We start from the raw sequence: 18,141 nt of genomic DNA on the forward strand, positions 1-18,141 counted from the left end.
CCCAGCCACGGCTCAACCGGTTTAGGGAGTGTGCATGCGTCAGGTCACACCGCTCACCGAGGGATGGATCCTGCGACACCCGGACGGCACGGGGGACGCGCTCCCCGCCTCGGTGCCCGGGTGCGTGCACACCGATCTGCTGGCGGCCGGGCTGATCCCCGACCCGTTCCTCGGGCGGAACGAGGCCGAGGTGGCGTGGGTGGGCCGGCGGGACTGGACGTACGAGAGGGAACTGACCGCCGGAGCGGGTGCGCACGAGCAGACGGATCTGGTCTTCGACGGTCTCGACACCGTCGCCGAGGTCCTGCTCGACGGCCGGACGCTGGGCCGGACGCGGAACATGCACCGCTCGTACCGTTTCGACGTGACGGGGCTGGGCGGGCGGCTCACCGTGCGGTTCGCGTCCGCCTACGCCGAGGCGGAGGCGGTGCGCGGCGCGGTGGGCGAGCGGCCGGGAGCGTACGCCGAGCCGTACCAGTACGTGCGCAAGATGGCCTGCTCGTTCGGCTGGGACTGGGGGCCGACGCTGGTGACGGCCGGGATCTGGCGACCGGTGCGGCTGGAGCGCTGGTCGACGGCCCGGATCGCCCGGGTGCGCCCGCTGGTGACCGTCGAGGACGGTGTGGGGCAGGTCGAACTGGCGGTCGACGTGGAGCGCTCCCGGGTCGAGGCGCCGCTCACCGTGGAGGCGAGCGTCGGCGGTGTACACGCCCGCGCGCAGATCGACGGCACGCGGGGGACCGTACGGCTGCGGGTGCCGGACGCACGGCTGTGGTGGCCCCGGGGATACGGTGAACAGCCGCTGTACGAGGTCGAGTTGACGTTGCTGCACGGCGAGGACGCGCTGGACTCGTGGCGGCGCCGGATCGGGTTCCGGACGGTGGAGCTGGACACCTCGGCCGACGCCCACGGCACCGGGTTCACCCTGGTCGTCAACGGGGAGCGGCTGTTCGCGCGGGGCGTCAACTGGATCCCGGACGACGTCTTCCCGTCCCGGATGACCCGTGAGCGCTACCGGCGGCGGCTGGAGCAGGCGGCCGGGGCGGGCGTGGACCTGGTCCGCGTCTGGGGTGGCGGGATCTACGAGAGCGAGGACTTCTACGACGCCTGCGACGAGTGGGGGCTGCTGGTCTGGCAGGACTTCCCGTTCGCGTGCGCGGCCTACCCCGAGGAGCAGCCGCTGCGCGGGGAGGTGGAGGCGGAGGCCCGGGAGAACGTCGTACGGCTGATGCCGCACCCCTCGCTGGTGCTGTGGAACGGCAACAACGAGAACCTGTGGGGGTTCAGGGACTGGGACTGGGAACCGGGGCTGGCCGGGGACTCCTGGGGCGAGGGCTACTACCTCGGCGTACTGCCGCGCGTGGTGGCCGAGTCGGACCCGACGCGGCCGTACACGGCGGGCAGTCCCTGGTCCGGGTCCTGGCTGCACCATCCCAACGACCCGGCGCACGGCACGCACCACTCCTGGGAGGTGTGGAACCGCACCGACTACGCCGACTACCGCCGCCATGTGCCGCGTTTCGTCGCCGAGTTCGGCTGGCAGGCGCCGCCCGCGTACGCCACGCTGCGGCGGGCGCTGCCCGGGGAGGAGCTCGCGCCGGACTCCCCCGGCATGCTGCACCACCAGAAGGCGGACGACGGCAACGGCAAGCTGGAGCGCGGGCTGGCCCGCCATTTCGCCGTGCCGGAGGGGGACTTCGACCGCTGGCACTATCTGACGCAGGTCAACCAGGCACGCGCGATCGCCGCCGGGATCGAGCACTGGCGCTCGCACTGGCCGGTGTGCGCGGGCACGGTGGTGTGGCAGCTGAACGACTGCTGGCCGGTGACCTCGTGGGCCGCGATCGACGGGGACGGGCGGGAGAAGCCGCTCTACCACGAGCTGCGGCGGCTGTACGCGGACCGGCTGCTGAGCGTACGGGCGGACGGGGACGGGGACGGTAACGGTGGCGGGGGCGGTCTGGTGGTGGCGGCGGTCAACCAGTCCGCCGAGGCCTGGCACGGCACGCTGCGGCTGCGCCGGATGTCCGTGGACGGCACGGTGATCGGCGAGGCGGGCCCGGTGCTGGCCGCCGAGGGGCGGACCGTGGCCGGGACCGAGGTCCCGGCCGGTCTGGTTCCGGCCGGCCCGAAGGAGTTCCTGGTCGCCGACGCGGGTGACCTGCGGGCGCTGCACTTCCCCGTACCGGACCGGGAGATCCCGTACCCGCACCCGGAGTTCGAGGTCGCGCTCGCGCCGGGCGGGATCACGGTCACGGCCCGCACCCTCGTACGGGACCTGCTGCTCCAGGCCGACCGGCTGGACCCGGAGGCGGTGGCCGACCGGGGGCTGGTGACGCTGCTGCCCGGGGAGCGGGTGACCATCGGGGTGCGGGGCTGGAAGACTCCGGACCCGGACACCGCCCGTTCCGCCCTGTACTGCGTGGAGCCCACTCGATGACGGCAACGCCGACCCCCCGCATCACCATCAAGGACGTCGCCGCGCGCGCCGGTGTGTCCAAGGGGGCCGTGTCCCTCGCGTTCAACCAGAAGCCCGGTCTGTCCGAGGCGACCCGGGACCGGATCTTCGCGGCGGCGCGCGAGCTGGGCTGGTCGCCGAGCCCGACCGCGCGCACACTGGCCGGGTCGCGGGTGGACGTGGTGGGCCTCGCGGTGTGCCGGCCCGCCCGGCTGCTCGGCCTGGAGCCGTTCTACATGGAGTTCGTCTCCGGGGTGGAGAGCGTCCTGGTCGAGCGGTCCTGCTCGCTGCTGCTGCGGCTGGTGCGCAGCCCCGACGAGGAGGTCGGGCTGATGGAGTCGTGGTGGAGGGGCCGGCAGATCGGCGGGTCCCTCCTGGTGGACTTCCGGGCCGACGACCCCCGCCCGGCGGTGGCCGAGCGGCTGGGGCTGCCGGTGGTGGCCGTCGGGCACCCGTCACTGACGGGCGGGCTGACCTCCGTATGGACGGACGACGCCACGGCCGTGACCGAGGCGGTGCGGTACCTGGCGGCGCTCGGGCACCGGCGGATCGCCCGGGTGGGCGGGGCGGCGGCGCTCGGGCACACCTCGATCCGCACGACCGCGTTCGACGAGGCGGTCGGGGCGCTGGAGCCGGCCGCGCGGGCGTGGCAGGTGGCGACGGACTTCTCGGGGGACGCGGGGGCGCGGGCGACCCGCTCGCTGCTGACCGCCGCGCCGGGCGACCGGCCGACGGCGATCGTGTACGACAACGACATCATGGCGGTGGCGGGGCTGTCGGTGGCGGCGGAGATGGGGCTGCGGGTGCCGGACGACGTGTCGCTGCTGGCGTGGGACGACTCGCAGCTGTGCCGGCTGACGCATCCGACCCTGTCGGCGATGAGCCATGACGTGCACGGCTTCGGGGCGGAGGTGGCGCGGACGCTGTTCGGGGTGATCACCGGGGAGGGCCCGGGATCGCATCCGGTACCGACCCCGGTCCTGACACCTCGGGGTTCCACGGCCCCGCCTTGATCGCCCCCGCCGATTTCAGCCCCTCCGGCGCTTGAGGAGCGGGGGTCCGGGGGCGGCACCCCCGGGAGGGGACGGGTAAGGGCGGCGGGGGCGAGAACCCCTCACCGGGCACGGCCGGACGTGTGATGTTCACCGCTCCGGCCGGTGGGACTGTGCAGCCACGTTACCCACAAGTAGCATGGCCCGTAAGCAAGCGCTCAGCATCCCGCACCTGGAGGAGAGCCATCGTGCCTCGTACCGTCAGGGACGTCGTCTTCGTCGACGGCGTCCGTACCCCGTTCGGCAAGGCGGGCCCGAAGGGCATCTACCACGAGACCCGCGCCGACGACCTCGTCGTGAAGGCGATCCGGGAGCTGCTGCGCCGCAACCCCGGTCTCGACCCGAAGAAGATCGACGAGGTCGCCGTCGCCGCGACCACGCAGATCGGCGACCAGGGCCTGACCATCGGCCGCACGGCCGGCATCCTCGCGGGCCTGCCCACCTCGGTCCCGGGCTACTCCATCGACCGCATGTGCGCCGGCGCCCTGACCGCCGTCACCACGGTGGCCGGCTCCGTCGCCTTCGGCGCGTACGACGTCGCCATCGCGGGCGGCGTCGAGCACATGGGCCGCCACCCGATGGGCGAGGGCGTGGACCCCAACCCGCGCTTCGTGAGCGAGAAGCTGGTCGACGAGTCCGCCCTGTTCATGGGCATGACCGCGGAGAACCTGCACGACCGCTACCCGACGATCACCAAGCAGCGCGCCGACGAGTACGCGGTCCGCTCCCAGGAGAAGGCCGCCAAGGCGTACGCCAACGGCAAGATCCAGGCCGACCTGGTGCCGGTCTCGGTGCGCCGCACCGACGAGGAGGCCGGGGAGACCGGCTGGGGCCTGGTCACCGCCGACGAGCCGATGCGCCCGGGCACCACCCTGGAGAACCTGGCCGGTCTGAAGACGCCGTTCCGTGTGCACGGCCGGGTCACCGCCGGCAACGCGGCCGGTCTGAACGACGGCGCCACCGCCTCCCTCATCGCGAGCGAGGACTTCGCCCGCGAGAACGGGCTCCCGGTCAAGATGCGCCTGGTCTCCTACTCCTTCGCGGGTGTGGAGCCGGAGGTCATGGGCTACGGCCCGATCCCGGCCACGGAGAAGGCCCTGGCCCAGGCGGGCCTGTCCATCTCCGACATCGGCCTGTTCGAGATCAACGAGGCCTTCGCCGTCCAGGTCCTCGCCTTCCTGGAGCACTACGGCATCGCCGACGACGACGCGCGCGTCAACCAGTACGGCGGCGCCATCGCGTTCGGCCACCCGCTGGCCTCCTCCGGCGTCCGTCTGATGACGCAGCTGGCCCGCCAGTTCGAGGAGCAGCCGCACGTCCGCTACGGCCTGACCACCATGTGCGTCGGCTTCGGCATGGGCGCGACGGTCATCTGGGAGAACCCGCACTTCGAGGGGGACAAGTGAGCACCACCGCAGAGCTTCTGAAGGGTGCGGCCGAGCTGTTCCCCGGCGAGGTCGTCACCAGCGCGCACGTACGCCACTTCGACCTGCCCCTGGGGGCGGGCCGGTTCGCGCTGATCACGCTGGACAACGGTCACGACCACACCAAGCCGACCACCCTCGGCCCGCAGTCGCTGGCGAACATCGACGCCGCCCTCGACCAGGTCGAGAAGGAGGCCGCGGCCGGCGAGATCGTCGGCGTCGGCGTCACCGGCAAGCCGTTCATCTTCGCGGTCGGCGCCGACCTCAAGGGCGTCGAGCTGCTGAAGCGGCACGAGGACGCGCTGGCCATCGGCAAGGGCGGCCACGACGTCTTCAAGCGGCTGTCGAAGCTGGCCGTGCCGACCTTCGCGTACTACAACGGCGCCGCGATGGGCGGTGGCGTCGAGGTCGGTCTGCACTGCGCCTACCGCACGGTGTCGGCGGCCGTCCCGGCGTTCTCGCTCCCCGAGGTCTTCCTCGGCCTGGTCCCGGGCTGGGGCGGCTGCACCCTGCTGCCGAACCTGATCGGCGCCGAGAAGGCCGTCTCGGTCATCATCGAGAACAGCCTCAACCAGAACAAGCAGCTCAAGGGCGCGCAGGTCCACGAACTCGGCATCGCGGACGCGATCTTCGAGGGCGCGGACTTCCTGGAGCAGTCGCTGATCTGGACCGCGGCCGTCCTCAAGGGCGAGATCGTCGTCGAGCGTCCGGTGATCGACCGCGGCGAGGCCTGGGACCAGGCCGTCGCCAAGGGCCGCTTCATCGCCGACTCCAAGGTGCACGGCGCCGCCCCGGCCGCCTACCGCGCGCTGGACATCATCGCCGCCGCCAAGAACGGCGACCTCCAGCAGGGTTACGACGCCGAGGACAAGGCGCTCGCCGACCTGATCATGGGCGGCGAACTGCGCTCCGGCATCTACGCGTTCAACCTGGTGCAGAAGCGCGGCAAGCGCCCGGCCGGGGCCCCGGACAAGAACCTGGCCCGCCCGGTCACCAAGGTGGGCGTGGTCGGCGCCGGCCTGATGGCGTCGCAGCTGGCCCTGCTCTTCCTGCGCCGTCTGGAGGTGCCGGTCGTGCTGACCGACATCGACCAGGAGCGCGTCGACAAGGGTGTGGGCTACGTCCACGCCGAGATCGACAAGCTGCTCGGCAAGGGCCGTGTCAACCAGGACAAGGCCAACCGCCTCAAGGCGCTGGTGAGCGGTGTCCTGGACAAGGCCGAGGGCTTCGCGGACGCCGACTTCGTCATCGAGGCCGTGTTCGAGGAGATGGGCGTCAAGCAGAAGGTCTTCGCGGAGGTCGAGGCGGTCGCCCCGGCGCACGCGATCCTGGCGACGAACACCTCCTCCCTCTCCGTGTCGGAGATGGCGTCGAAGCTGAAGCACCCCGAGCGGGTCGTCGGCTTCCACTTCTTCAACCCGGTCGCGATCCTCCCGCTCCTGGAGATCGTCCGCGGCGAGCAGACCGACGAGGCCTCGCTGGCCACGGCGTTCGGTGTCGCCAAGAAGCTGAAGAAGACCGCGGTGCTGGTCAAGGACGCCCCGGCGTTCGTGGTCAACCGCATCCTGACCCGATTCATGGGCGAGATCCAGAACGTCATCGACGAGGGCACCCCGGTCGAGGTCGCGGAGAAGGCGGTGGAGCCGCTCGGCCTGCCGATGTCCCCGCTGGTCCTGCTCGAGCTGGTCGGCCCGGCGATCGGCCTGCACGTCTCGGAGACCCTCAACCGGGCCTTCCCGGACCGCTTCACGGTCTCCCCGAACCTCGCGGCCGTCGTCAAGGCGGGCAAGCGCGGCTTCTACACGTACGACTCCGGCCGGCCCGAACTGGACCCGGAGGTCGCCGCGCTCCTCGAGCAGGGCGACACCGTCCTGACGGAGGAGCAGGTCCGGGAGCGGGTGCTCGACGCGGTCGCCCAGGAGATCGGCCTGATGCTCGACGAGGGCGTCGTCGCCGAGGCCCAGGACATCGACCTCTGCCTGATCACCGGCGCCGGCTGGCCCTTCCACCTGGGCGGCATCACGCCGTACCTGGACCGCGAGGGCGTCTCCGAGCGGGTGAACGGGAAGCGGTTCCTGGAGGCGGGGGCGGCGAGCGTGCCCGCGTAGGCGCTCTGCCCAGAATGCCTGAGAGGCGTGGGGCGACCGCGGATCGGCTGTGGCCGGTCACGTGGTCCCCCGCGCCTCTTCTGGTCGGACCGCTGCGACCGCCGTCGCCGTCGCGCATCGCATGCGACCCTGGTCCGTATGAAGGAACTGCTGGTGGTCGACGGGGCCAACGTCGTCGGATCCGTGCCGGACGGCTGGTGGCGGGACCGGCGGGGTGCGGCCGAACGGCTGCGCGACCTGCTGGTGGACCATGCCGAACGCACCGGTGCCGATGTGGTCCTGGTGGTCGAGGGGGCGGCTCGGGGCGTGGTGTCCGTCCCCGGCGTGCGGGTCGAGCCGGCGGCCGGCAGCGGGGACGATCACATCGTGGCCCTGGTGGAGCGGGCGGAGCAGCCCGTGGTCGTGGTCACCGCCGACCGGGAACTCCGCCGCAGGGTCGGCGCGTTGGGGGCGACCTGCGTGGGACCGCGGACGGTACGCCCGTGAATCCGGCCTCGGAGCCGACGAAACCGTGACCGGAGCCGGGATCCGGCGGGGCGGCGTGAAGCGTCGCGTGCTGCCGCGTGCACCGCTTGCCGCCCGGCCGGAGTCGAGGCGGGCCCTACACCTCCGATGCCGCGAGTTCCGCGATCGCGGTCGTCGCGCGGGCGCAGTTGTCGCGGTCCTCGAAGGCGAAGAACGCGCGCGCCCGGTAGTCGTACTCCGGCTCGCGCCTGCACCCGTTGCCGAGGTAGCGGATCACCTCGGTCACCACTTCCTCGACATTGCCGCACACCGGTCCGAACCCGTCGTGCGCCGCCTCGAAGTACCCCTTCCTGGCGTGCTTCGCCCAGTACTCGTCCGGGTCGAAGCGGGCGTAGACGAGCGGCGTGCCGAGGTAGGCCATGTCGAAGTGGACCGAGGACCAGTCCGTGATGAACAGGTCGCACTGGCGCAGGGCCGTCTGAACGCTGACCTTGGTCTGGTCCAGGCGCTGCACTCGGGGGTGGTCCGGTACGACCCCGTCGACCATGTTCCGCATCTCGTAGTGCGGAAGGAAGTCGAGCACGTAGTCGTAGTACTCCAGCGCCTCCATCAGCTTCGGGTGACTCAGCAGCTGCACCATGAACTCCCGGTACGTCGACTCCCGGAAGATCTCGTCGACCGCCTCCTGGTCGGCACCGTCCCCCTGGAGGTACGAGGGGATCGTCAGGTACTTGCGCCAGGTGGGCATCAGCAGGACACGCCGTCGGCCGCGGTCCGGCTGCAGCGCGTCGAAGCGCGGGAAGCCCAGCGCCTTGGCCTGGTCCCCGTAGTGCATGTGCTCGGAGAAGTACTGGGCCTCCCGGTCGCTGGTCGCGAACACCAGGTCCACACCGGTCCGGTTGCGGTGCAGGGCCTTGCTGCCGTCCTCGTCGGTGACCCCGTGCTGGAGGAAGACCCGCCGGGCCCCGATGCGCCAGTTGAGGTGCTTGAGGTACTTGGTGCGGTCCCAGCCGTCGGGGAGCATGTACGAGTCGATGTCGTAGGCGTTGATGAGCAGCGACGCGTGCAGCATGAGCAGCTTGTGCTTCCAGGAGCTGTGCGCCACCACGTTCCCCAGGCGCTTCAGCTTGGCCCGGTCCGCGCTGCCCTTCTCGATGATGTAGTAGGCCTTGCGGCGGCGCTCGTGCTTACGCAGATACGTGAACAGGTGCAGGCTGTTGTCCTGCGCGGTGTCCTTGCGCTCGCCGATCAGCCAGATCTCCTTGCGGCGGAAGAACCTGAGCGTGGCCCGCCGGATGGCGCGGGCCCGCCAGAACGGCGCCTTGCGCTTCTTCTGCTCCTGGTCCAGGCCCTCGAGGAACTCCTCCCAGGCCTTGTCGCCGCCCTTGCCCTGCGCCTCCCGGACGACCAGTACGGCGTTGTCCTTGCCCTTCGACAGCGGAAGGACCCAATGGTCCGCGACTTTCATGGGACGGGCGCTGCGCAGCATCGCGGTGGTCGTCATGCACGGGCGCGAGACATCACGGCCGGAGGTGCAGAACACCAGCTTCAGCGGGAACTCGCCGTCCTTGACGGTGCCGACGGGGACGACCGCCTCGAATCCGCCCCAGGCGAGATCGTCGCGCGTCGCCAGCAGGTCACTGCGCCACACCTGCCGTGCGGGCACCATCTGACCGCTCTTCTCCACCCACAGCTGCAGGCTGTTGCGCATGGGCCGGCTCATCGGGAGTCCGTTGAGCACGAACCGGCCGGCCACGACGACCCCTCCGGACTCGGCGTCCGCCTGGATCCGTTCCACGTGCACGCTGGTGGAGGAGACCTTCGTCAGCGGGAGCAGCGCGCTCGGCACCGCGACATCGAGGTAGAGGTCTCCGCCTCGCCCGTACACACCACTGACCGCCTGCTCCGGGCGCGCGAAGAGCTCGTACCAGTTCATGTACATCGCCAGGAACGGCACCCGGTGGCGGGTGTCGTGGGTGGAGGCCAGGACCGCGTCGGGCGTCATCTGCGTGTAGACGGCGCGGGCCCGCTCGAAGAGCCGGAACAGTTCGTCCTCGGGCAGGACCTGCGGCGCGCGCAGGGCGAAACCCTGGTAGCTGCGCACCAGGAACCGGTTGAGGACCTCCTGCCGGTGGCCGGAGAGGCGGGGGCGGAGCGTCATCAGGTACTCCTCCAGCAGGAGGTGGTCCCAGTAGTTCGCCGTGCGCTCCCACAGCTTGTCCATCGTGGAGTCCTCGGCGGCGCGCTTGCGGTACCGGTAGACCGTGCTCGGCACCATCGCGATGCGGTCCGCGAGCAGCATGGCGGGGACCGAGAAGAACGCGTCCTCGAAGTGCACGCCTTCGCGGAACCGGATGTTGTTGGCGCGGATGAACTCGACGTCGAAGAGCTTGTGGCAGGCGCTTCCGCCGTGGATCATCTCCGGAATGTTCTCGATTCCGGGATGCACCTGGACCTGTGTCCCGAAGTAGCGGAGCCAGGGCCAGCTGGTCTCCTCCGGGAACGTCTCCATCCGTCCGATGGTGAGCGGCACGCGCTCCTTGACCGCGGTCCGCCACATGGTCTCCAGGGCATCTTCGGGCAGGACGTCGTCGGAGTCGCAGAACGTGATGTAGCGGGCGCTGACCAGGTCCATTCCCGCGTTCCTGGCCCCGCCGGCCTTTCCCTCGGGATGCACGAACGCCCATACGTTCTGATGCCGTGCGGCGAATTCCGCGGCGATCGCGGGTGAGCTGTCGCTGCTGCCGTTGTCGACCAGGATCACCTGGCAGCGCTCGAATATCGTCTGGCGGGCCAGCGAGTCCAGACATTCCTGGAGATATCTCTCCACGTTGAAGATGGGGACGACGACGGCGACGTCATAGAGGGGGTCGAACACGTATGACTCCTGTTTTCTGGCGAATACCCCATTTCTGGAGCGGACCCTGATCAGTGCTGGGCGGACTCGATGACGAGTTGGGCGTTCCCGCCGTCGGCGGTGATGCGCGCGAAACCGTGGAGCCCGCTTACGGGCGGCTGCTGGGACAGGGCCGGGGAGACGGCGCAGGGGCGCGAGACGTCCCTGCCCCGGGTGCACAGCACCAGACGCACGGGGAAGGAGCCGGCCGGGAACTCCCGGGGGTCGACGGTGACGCTGAAGACGCCTCCCTCCTGGCCCGGCCCGTCGTGGGCCTGCCCGTGGTTCACCGCCGGAAGGGTCTTGCCGCTCCGTTCGAACCAGACCTGCAGTTCGAGCTTGGCCAGCAGTTCGTCGGGGAACCCGTTGACCGAGAAGCGGCCGTGGAGCACCGTCGTCCCGCCCTCGCCCGTGGAGACTCCCTCGATCCGGGCCGGAACGGACGTGACCTTCGTGAGCGGCAGCCCCCAGGACGTCCCCGGATAGTCGACGTAGAGGTCCCCCTCCCGGCCGAAGACCGAGCCGAGGACGGAGGCCGGACGGTAGAAGAGGTCGAAGTCCGCGAAGTGCAGCGCGAGATAGGGGAGCCGGTGCCTGGTGTCGTTCGTGCTGCGGGCGAACTGTTCCGAGGTGATTCCCCAGTAGAGCGTGCGGCAGCGCTCGAAGAGCTTCCGGCAGTCGGATTCGCCGAAGACCCGCGGCGCCCTCAGCAGGAAGCCCTGCATGCTGCGGATGAGGAACCGCTCCAGCGTCTCCTGCTGGTACGGCGTGAGTCCCTGACGCATGCCCGCCAGGTACTCCAGCATCATCAGCTGGTCGGCATAGTTCTGCGGGAGGTCCCAGATGGTGTCCATGACGGAGGTGCCGTCACCGCGCCTGCGGTACTCGTAGACGGGAGCGTCGACCAGCGCGATGCGCTCGGACAGCAGCAGCGCGGGGAGCGAGACGTAGGCGTCCTCGAACGCCGTGCCGGTTCCGAACCGGATGCCCTGGGAGCGCAGCAGGTCGAGGTCGAAGATCTTGTTCCAGCAGGACGCCGAGTGGATCAGGTCGGGGATGTCGGCGACGCTGCCCACCGTCTTGACGTTCTTGCCGAAGTATTTGTGCCACGGCGCCTTGACCGGCTTCGGGACATGCTTCTCACGGCCCACGACAACCGTCGCCCTGGTTTTGACGATGGTGTTCCGGAGCACTTCCAGGGACCGCTCGGGCACGATGTCGTCGGCGTCCCAGAAGACGATGTACGGCGTCGTGGCCATGTCCATGCCCATGTTGCGCGCGTCGCCGGCCCGGCCCTGGGGCTGTGAGACCAGGTCGACGTTGGGGTGCAGGCCGGCGAACTCACCGGCGATCATCACCGATTGGTCACTGCTGCCGTTGTCGACGAGGATCACATGGGCACGCGCGAAAGCCGTCTGCGCGGCCACCGAGTCCAGGAACTCCGCGAAGAAACTCTGGACATCGCGGAACGGAACGACGACCGTCACGTCACGGTTGGCTTGGGACATACTTCCTCCTGGCACACCACATCAATGATTCGACCCCCGAACGAGACGATCGATCGCTTCGGACGCCCTCACGTTGTTCTGCTGGTCCCGGTATTCGAAGAACCTCTCCACCCGTCGCAGATACTCGGGCTCCCTCTCACACCCTCCCCTCAGGTAGCGGACGACTTCGCCCACGACTTCCCCGACGGTTTCACCGACCGGTCCGAATCCGTCCCGGCGGGCATCGAAATAGCCCTTCTGGTAATGCCCGTCCCAGTACTCCTCGGCATCGAACTGCGCGTAGACCAAGGGGGTTCCGAGGTAAGCGACGTCGAAGGCGGTGGACGACCAGTCCGTCACGAAGAGATCGCAGCGCCGCATGGCCTCCTGCACACTGACCTCGTTCTGGTCGATGATCCGGATCCGGTCGCGGTCCGGCACCATCTCCCCGGCCATCGCGCGCATTTCGTAGTGCGGCAGGAACTGCAGTGTGTAGTCGTACCGGTCCAGGGCGGCCAGCAGCTCCGGGTCGTTCAGGAAGCGGACCATGAAATCCCGGTAGCTGGAGGCGAGGAACCGGTCGCGCATGGCCTCGCGCGCCTCGCGCCCGCCGCCGTCGCGGCTGTACGAGGCGACGGTCAGATAGGCGCGCCACGTCGGCATGAAAAGGATGGTGCGCCCGCCGCGCCCGGGGACCAGCGCGTCGAAGCGGGGGAAGCCGACGACCCCCACCTGCCCCTCGTAGCCGAGTTCCTCCGACAGGAACCGCCCCTCGTGCCGGCTCACCGCGAGGATGAGGTCGACGCCCGTGCGGTTGCGGTGCAGGCCCTTGCTGACGTCCTTGTCCGTCACACCGTGCTGCAGGAAGACCCGGCGGGCGCCCACGCGCCAGTTCAGGTGCTTGAGATAGCGGGTCCGGTCCCAGCCGTCGGGCAGCATGTAGGTGTCGATGTCGTAGGCGTTGACCAGCGCGGAGGCGTGCAGCATCAGCAGCTTGTGCTTCCAGGAGCTGTGCGCGACGACATGCCCGAGCCCCGCCAGGTGGGCCCGGTCGGGGCTGCCGGCCCGGATGACGTAGTACGCCCCGCGCCGCTTCCCGGCGGTGCGCGCGTGCCGGAACAGGTGCCAGCCGTTGTCCTGCGCGGTGTCGCCCCGCTCTCCGAACAGCCAGATGTCCCGGCCGAGGAACAGGGGCTTCAGCGGCTTCGTGAACAGGCGTATCAGGCGCTGCTTCCAGAACGGCCGACGGCGCAGCACATGCTTGGCGTCCTTGGCGAGGAGACTGCTCAGGACGCCGCGGCCGCCGAGCCGGCGCGCCGTGCCGGAGACCATCAGGATCGCCCGGTTCTTCCCCTTCCAGTGCGGCACCACCCGTGTCCCGCCGTGCTCGACGACGCGCGCCCCGCGCAGGTAGCCCGCGGCGACCAGGCACGGGGTGGCCGCCTGGCCGCCCTCGGAGTCGATGACGAATTCGAGGTCGTGGACACCCTTCCGCAGGGCGTCGAGGGGCAGCTCGGCCGTGAAGCCGCCCCACTCCGTGTCGGACCGCGTGTTCTTCAGGTCCCGCCGGCGGACCTGCGTGGCGGGGACGCTGAGGCGGCTCCCCCGGACGCGCAGGCCGAGGTGGGCCGCCAGGGGCCGGACCATGGGCATGCCGCTGACCTCGAACCGTCCGGAGAGCCGCAACGTCCCGGTTCCCGGCACCCGGCGGACGTGCTCCAGATGGGCGGTGAAGGGCGTGGCCTGCGCCAACAGGGCGAGCTGGTCCGGCAGTTCGCCGGTGAGGTACGGGCGGCCGTCGCGCACGGAGAGCTTGTGCAGCCTGGCCGCCCGGTCCGCGAACAGGCCGAAGTCCCCGGTGAGGAAGGCGAGATAGGCCACGCGATGGCGGGCGTCGGCGGTGGCCCTGACGATCACGTCGGGCGAGACGTCCCAGTAGACCGCGCGGCACCGCGAGTAGATGTCCTCCAGCTCCGCCCCCTGGAAGAGGTCGGGTGCCCGGAGCGCGAAGCCCTGGTAGCTCCGTACCAGGAAGAGGTCGAGCACCGCCTTCGAGTCCTCCGGGAGGCCCGCGCCCAGCCGGTGCAGGTACTCCACGAGCTGGAGGTGGTCCCAGTAGTTCTGCCGCCGCGTCCAGATCGCGTCCATGGTCGAGTTCCCCGCGGCGCGCTTGCGGTACCGGTAGACACACGCGTCGACCAGGGCGAGCCGGGTGGCGAGAACGAGCGCGGAGACGCCGACGTAGGCGTCCTCGAAGTGGACGCCTTCCGCGAAGCGGATGCCGTGGGAGCGCAGGTAGGAAAGGTCGAAGAGCTTGTTGCAGGCGCTCGCGCTGTGCACCAGTTCGGGCATCTCGGCGAGGCTGCCGAACGTCCGGTCGCCCTTTCCGAAGTGGTCCTTCCAGGCCCAGTTGGTCGGCTTGGGGAACGTCTCCATCGCTCCCACCACGACCTGGGCACCCGTGGCCAGGGAGGCGTCCAGCATGCGTTCGAGCGCGGTGGGCGGAAGCACGTCGTCGGAGTCGCAGAACGTGATGCGCGGACCGGTCGCCCGGTCCATGCCGAGGTTGCGGGCCGCTCCGGCGCCGCCGCCGTGGCGCACCAGCACCGTGGCGTTGGCGTGCCGGCGGGCGAACTCCGCGCAGAGGCGGTAGGAGCCGTCCGTACTGCCGTTGTCGACGAGCACGACCTCGCAGCGCTCGAACACCGTCTGCGCCTCGATGGAGTCCAGGCACTCCTGGAGGTACTGCTCCACGTTGTAGACCGGCACGACCAGCGTGATGTCATAGGAATTCATGTGCGCCGGAACTCACTCGCAGGCTCGAGGGCATTCTCGTATTCTGCGACTTCATAAGGACTGGGCACCGGGAAATACGTCTCAAGGAAACGTTTCAGCATATCCCGCTGCGCTTCCGGGTCAGCCGACTCCACCGTGTCGTTGAGGCAGAAGGTGTCCATGTTCCGGTTGGCGAGGAGCGTGTTCAGGCGCCGCTCGGCCAGATCGGCCGAGAGGTCGATGTACCGGTACTGGATGTCCCCCACCGTGGCCCGGGCGGAGTGGTATGCGAAGTAGTGGTGCAGCGACGAGACGATCGGCACGTCCCCGGGAGAACGGAAACGTGAATGCTGGGTGGTGGCGTGCTGCTCCGCGAAGGTCTCCTCGATTTCCTGCAGCACACTCCTGCGGAGCGCATGCGGCGTGTGCTTCATCTTCTGGGATATGGCGGTACCGAATTTCTGCGCGATGAGCCATCGGCTGTTCTTGCCCGCGGCGTTGACCGGAAGATCGGTCGAGGAGACGACGCCGCCCGGTATCAGCGCGGGCGAGGTGAAGAACTTGGTGATGCCGTTCGGGTGGAAGAAATGCGCGGGCGTCACCGGCCGGCCGAAGAACACGTCGTCGTTCAGGTAGAGGAAGCATTCCGAGAGTCCCGGAATGTGGTGCAGCTGGCTCTCGATGGCATGCGAGTTGAACGTCGGCAGGGCGGAGGCGTCGGAGAAGATCTCCCGGTGGTCCACCACCCGGAGGTTCGCGTGCTGCGCCTGCAGCCAGGAGGGGACCTGACCGGCCGTCACGAGGTAGATGTTGCGCACCCAGGGGGCGTTCTGGTGGAGCGACCGCAGCGAGTAACGCAGTTCGTCACGGCTGGTGTACCGCGAGTCGTTCGCCGCCTGCTCGTGCAGTCCGTCCGCGGAGAACCCCTGGCGCACACGGTCGCGCGACGCACGCCAGACCGGGTCGGAGTCGTCGACCCAGGTGTAGACGACGTCGATGGGGAACTGGTGGTCCTCGGGGAGAGGCACGGCGAACTCGGCCAGGGTCCTGGCGCTCCCCGTGTGGTAAGCGGGAGGTATGGGGCTGAAGAGGCTCTGCGGCGCCGACTTGCGCGGAGCGCTCGCCGACACCGCGTCGATGACCCGGTTGGGGCGCGGAGCCCGCAGCTCCCCGTCCCGCTCCGTCCACATCTCGAGGTCACATCCGGTGGCCGCGCCGAAGACCAGCTGCTGGGTGGGGTCGCACACGTACCACGCGACCCGCAGCACCTTGTGCTTGCGCAGCTGCCGCCACGACCGCTCGTCGTCGCCGGGCTCCATGCGGGCCTCGCCGCCGCCGGTGGGTCCCACATAGCCCGGGGCCTGCTCGAAGGCCAGCTGGAGCAGTTCCTCGACCAGCGGGCGGGACGCGGCGGGGACGGCGACCGCGGGCAGCCCGCTGTTCGTGCCCCGCACGCAGAAGTAGTCGACGCCCGCCGCCTCCAGAACGGAGACCACGATGTTCAGGTTGCGGGCGCGGGCCGCCCAGTCCGTCGCCCCCTCGACCAGCAGCGCACGCATGTGGCGGCGGCCGACGCGGACGACCCGCTGGCCGTAGGCGCTGCTGTGCCGGGGCGTCTTTCGCTTGCCCCCCATCGCCCAGACCACCGCGGCGGAGCGCACGGAGTCGGCGGCGGTCAGCGAGGACTTCACGACCTTTCGGACCGGGGTCGGCACCCCGCGGACGATGCGCTGCCTCGCGCCGGTCGGGACCGCGGACCGGTACGCCGAGACCAGCGCTCCGGCTTCAGGGTTGTCCGAGCCACCCACGAGGCATCCACCATCCATACCCAGCAGCTCTGCCCTCCAAGGACGTCGCACACCCCGCTGTGTGGACCTTGGCGTGGAAAAAGCTCGCATCACCAGACGCGGGACCCGTCGCCCCGATTCAACTGTGATCACCGCATAACGGCGAACCACCAAACTTTCACATGATGGTTTCCTAAAAGTCCAGGTCGAGACAACCTATGAACACCTTGTGACGCGTGACAATCATCACTGATGAGCCGTACAACCATTTGAAGCTCTAGATTTTCAGCATGATCTGGTGTATTGACGCGCCGTAAGTTGTCTGGCCTCGTCGGCCCGGGACGGAGCGGGCCGGCTCAGTCGTTCGGCAGGCGGTCCCAGTCGGACAGGGTGAGCCCGGGTTCCGGACGCTGCCGGTTCACCAGGACGGTGCCGTCCGCGGCGACCGCCGCCACGACGACCCGGCCCCGTCCGTCCAGCGCCAGCGCCGGAGTGCCGACACAGGTCACCCCCGTGTCGGACCACCACAGTCCACCGGACTCCCCGCCGGTGCCGCAGACGCCGATCACGGCTGTTCCCGTACGCCCCTGGTGGGCCAGGACCGTGCAGTCGTAGCCGTCGACGGTGGCGCGGAGCGTGGCGTGGGGTCCCTCGCCCGGGGCCCCGCCGACGGGGAAGGCCCACTCGCCGGGCCGCTGCGCGTAGACGCCCGTCCCGCTCTGCTCGGACCAGTACGCGGTGAACACGCCGGGGGCGGTCTCGAGGAGCGCGGCCGAGCCGGGTACCGGAGCGGGCGAGAGGTCCTGCACCCGGCGCAGGTCGGCTCCGGGCTCCGTCTGCACCCAGTGCATGACCGACCGGTTGCCCGGCGCGAGGAGTTCGACCAGTCCGGCGGAGTTCGCGGCGGCGGCCGGCCCGCCGGCGACGGCACCGCCGCGCAGGTCCTTCCAGGCCTCCCACGCCCCGCTCTTGGATTCGCGCCGCAGCATGACCCCGCCGGGGCCGCCGGAGACGAAGACGTGGACCGTGCCCTGTCCGTCGACGGCGGCGGTCGGCACGCCGAGCGTCGCGGCGTCCCTGGGGTCGCGGTACGGGTTGCCCAGGGAACGCCAGTCCCCCAGCGTCCGGCCCGACTGGTACTGCACGGCGTAGAGCAGGTCGACCTTCGGCGCGTCCCCGCCCGTCCGCTTCTCCCTGCGCCCGAGGAAGTGCGCGTAGCGATTGGCCCCTTGGGCGACGGCGAGACCGGTCAGCCCCTCAGCGGGGAAGAAGTCCGGCCCGCTCCAGCGCCCGCTGCCGGCCGCGGTCTCCGTCCAGCGGTGCACACCGCCTTCGACGAGCGCGTACACGGCGAGGCGGTCGTCGTTCCCGCGCAGCAGCCACGACCCCGTGGCCACCGCCGTCACGGACGCCCGCTGGGGCCGCGCCTCGGCCTCGGCACCGGACCGGGATCCCCGGTCCACCGCCTGCGCACCTCTGCCGCGCATGTGTGCCGTCCCTTCCCACGCCAGGCCCCGGTGCCCACGGATGACTCCAGAATTCGCCACATCATAAGCACGTCCGAACAGGCGTCCCGTTGCCCCGTCCGCGTCGCACGAGCCTCGGGTCACGGCCACCGGAGCGGCTCCGGGAGCGGCCGGAGCCACCTGGGACGGGGCGGTCCGGCGTACTCGCCGGGGCGCACAACCG

Annotated in this window: 10 protein-coding genes; 5 read left to right on the forward strand and 5 right to left on the reverse strand. The window is 70.2% G+C overall.

Going from position 1 to position 18,141, the window contains the following annotated elements; all coding sequences use genetic code 11:
• The first annotated feature begins 34 nt into the window (after positions 1-34).
• From ACH4VX_RS18545 to ACH4VX_RS18565, 5 genes are all read left to right on the forward strand, one after another.
• Complete coding sequence (locus ACH4VX_RS18545; protein ID WP_398368469.1) at positions 35-2,440, forward strand: glycoside hydrolase family 2 protein; 2,406 nt, start codon at positions 35-37, stop codon at positions 2,438-2,440.
• Positions 2,437-3,471, forward strand: coding sequence for a LacI family DNA-binding transcriptional regulator (locus tag ACH4VX_RS18550; protein ID WP_398368470.1), 1,035 nt, complete (start codon positions 2,437-2,439; stop codon positions 3,469-3,471). Before ACH4VX_RS18545 ends, ACH4VX_RS18550 begins: the two co-directional genes overlap by 4 nt.
• Before the next feature lie 227 nt (positions 3,472-3,698).
• Positions 3,699-4,916, forward strand: coding sequence for a thiolase family protein (locus tag ACH4VX_RS18555; protein WP_398368471.1), 1,218 nt, complete (start codon positions 3,699-3,701; stop codon positions 4,914-4,916).
• Complete coding sequence (locus ACH4VX_RS18560) at positions 4,913-7,042, forward strand: 3-hydroxyacyl-CoA dehydrogenase NAD-binding domain-containing protein (protein WP_398368472.1); 2,130 nt, start codon at positions 4,913-4,915, stop codon at positions 7,040-7,042. The genes ACH4VX_RS18555 and ACH4VX_RS18560 overlap by 4 nt, the downstream gene beginning before the upstream one ends.
• A 138-nt stretch (positions 7,043-7,180) precedes the next feature.
• Entirely contained in the window at positions 7,181-7,528 is a 348-nt protein-coding gene (locus ACH4VX_RS18565; protein ID WP_398368473.1) for an NTP pyrophosphohydrolase, read from the forward strand.
• 115 nt (positions 7,529-7,643) lie between these two features.
• Here ACH4VX_RS18565 and ACH4VX_RS18570 read toward each other — a convergent pair whose 3' ends face one another.
• From ACH4VX_RS18570 to ACH4VX_RS18590, 5 genes are all read right to left on the reverse strand, one after another.
• Entirely contained in the window at positions 7,644-10,385 is a 2,742-nt protein-coding gene (locus tag ACH4VX_RS18570; protein WP_398368474.1) for a CDP-glycerol glycerophosphotransferase family protein, read from the reverse strand.
• A gap of 50 nt (positions 10,386-10,435) precedes the next feature.
• Positions 10,436-11,911 carry a glycosyltransferase family 2 protein gene (locus tag ACH4VX_RS18575; RefSeq protein ID WP_398368475.1) on the reverse strand — a complete coding sequence of 492 codons (1,476 nt, stop codon included), beginning with the start codon at positions 11,909-11,911 and terminating at the stop codon, positions 10,436-10,438.
• Between the two features lie 21 nt (positions 11,912-11,932).
• Complete coding sequence (locus ACH4VX_RS18580) at positions 11,933-14,686, reverse strand: glycosyltransferase (protein ID WP_398368476.1); 2,754 nt, start codon at positions 14,684-14,686, stop codon at positions 11,933-11,935.
• Positions 14,683-16,491 (reverse strand): stealth family protein, encoded by a 1,809-nt coding sequence (locus tag ACH4VX_RS18585; RefSeq protein ID WP_398368477.1) that lies wholly within the window; start codon positions 16,489-16,491, stop codon positions 14,683-14,685. Before ACH4VX_RS18585 ends, ACH4VX_RS18580 begins: the two co-directional genes overlap by 4 nt.
• Positions 16,492-16,808: 317 nt before the next feature.
• Entirely contained in the window at positions 16,809-17,939 is a 1,131-nt protein-coding gene (locus ACH4VX_RS18590; protein ID WP_398368478.1) for a hypothetical protein, read from the reverse strand.
• Positions 17,940-18,141 lie beyond the last annotated feature (202 nt).

It is taken from the genome of Streptomyces sp. NPDC020731 (genome assembly GCF_044334705.1).
In the GTDB taxonomy this organism is placed as follows: Bacteria; Actinomycetota; Actinomycetes; order Streptomycetales; family Streptomycetaceae; genus Streptomyces.